The 1,049-nt window shown below is 66.0% G+C and carries 1 protein-coding gene; it reads right to left on the bottom strand.

Annotated features, from left to right (window positions below):
* Positions 1–12: 12 nt before the first annotated feature.
* Complete coding sequence (locus L2C96_RS44160) at positions 13–915, bottom strand: IS5 family transposase (RefSeq protein ID WP_237340324.1); 903 nt, start codon at positions 913–915, stop codon at positions 13–15.
* Positions 916–1,049 lie beyond the last annotated feature (134 nt).

The following is a 1,049-nucleotide window of genomic DNA, read 5'->3' as shown; positions in this document are numbered from 1 at the left end:
CTAGGGCCTGTTTCAATGGCGTAGCCACTCGTTGATGGCGGCGATGTGGATTGTTGCCTCGTAGCGAACCGCGAGTTTGTCGAAGCGTGTGGCTACGCCTCGGTTGCGTTTGAGCCGGTTGATTCCGCACTCGACCGCATGCCGCTGCTTGTAGGTTTGTGGGTCGAACGTCGGCGGCCGGCCACCAGCCTGACCGCGGTGTCGGCGATGGCGGATCTGGTCAGCGGGCTGGGGAATTGTGCACGCGATGCCGCGTCGCCGGAGATGGGCTCGGTTGGCGCGGGAGCTGTAGGCCTTGTCGGCCAGCACGCGATCCGGCCGGGTCCGGGGCCGCCCGCCGCCAGCTCGGGCGACCCGGATCCCGCCCAGTACCGCCTCGAACTGCGGCGAGTCACCGCGCTGCCCTGCGGTCACCAGAAGCGACAGCGGTTTGTGGCCTTGCTCGGTGGCCAGATGCAGCTTGGTGGTGAAGCCTCCCCGAGACCGGCCTAACGCGTGGTCATCCGGTTCGGGATGGCCTACGCCGCCCGGCGGTTCTTTCTGCTGCTCGCTGGTGGTGCGTGCACCCGCCGCGTGTTGATGTGCCCGGTTGATCGTGGAATCGACGCTGACGTCCCAGGTGATCAACCCGGCGGCATCGGCCCGGGTTTGCAGCGCCGCCAGGATCACCGCCCACACCCCAGCCCGCTGCCAGCGCCGGAACAGGCCATAGATCGTCTGCCAGCAGCCGTAGTCGGGTGGGACATCACGCCAGGGCGAGCCAACACGGACTCGCCAGCGAATCCCGTCGAGGAGTTGCCGTTTGGTCCATTTCGGTGGGCGGCCTGGCTTCTTGCCGACGGGCAGCAGCGGCTCCAGAATCGCCCACTGCGCGTCGGTCAGATCAGCTCGCCCCGTCACCGCTAGGCTGGCCACGAGGTCTCCGGTGTTCTCGATCAGCTTGGTCGTTGATCGATCTACCGGAGACCTCACCCATTTGATCAACGACACGCCGAAACCACAAAGCTGCACCGCAACATCACTGGTCAACCCATTGAAACAGGCCCTAG

The organism is Amycolatopsis tucumanensis, assembly GCF_021654135.1.
In the GTDB taxonomy this organism is placed as follows: Bacteria; Actinomycetota; Actinomycetes; order Mycobacteriales; family Pseudonocardiaceae; genus Amycolatopsis_E; species Amycolatopsis_E tucumanensis.
Note: the sequence above shows the minus strand (reverse complement) of the source record. Positions and strands in the feature narration are given on the sequence as shown.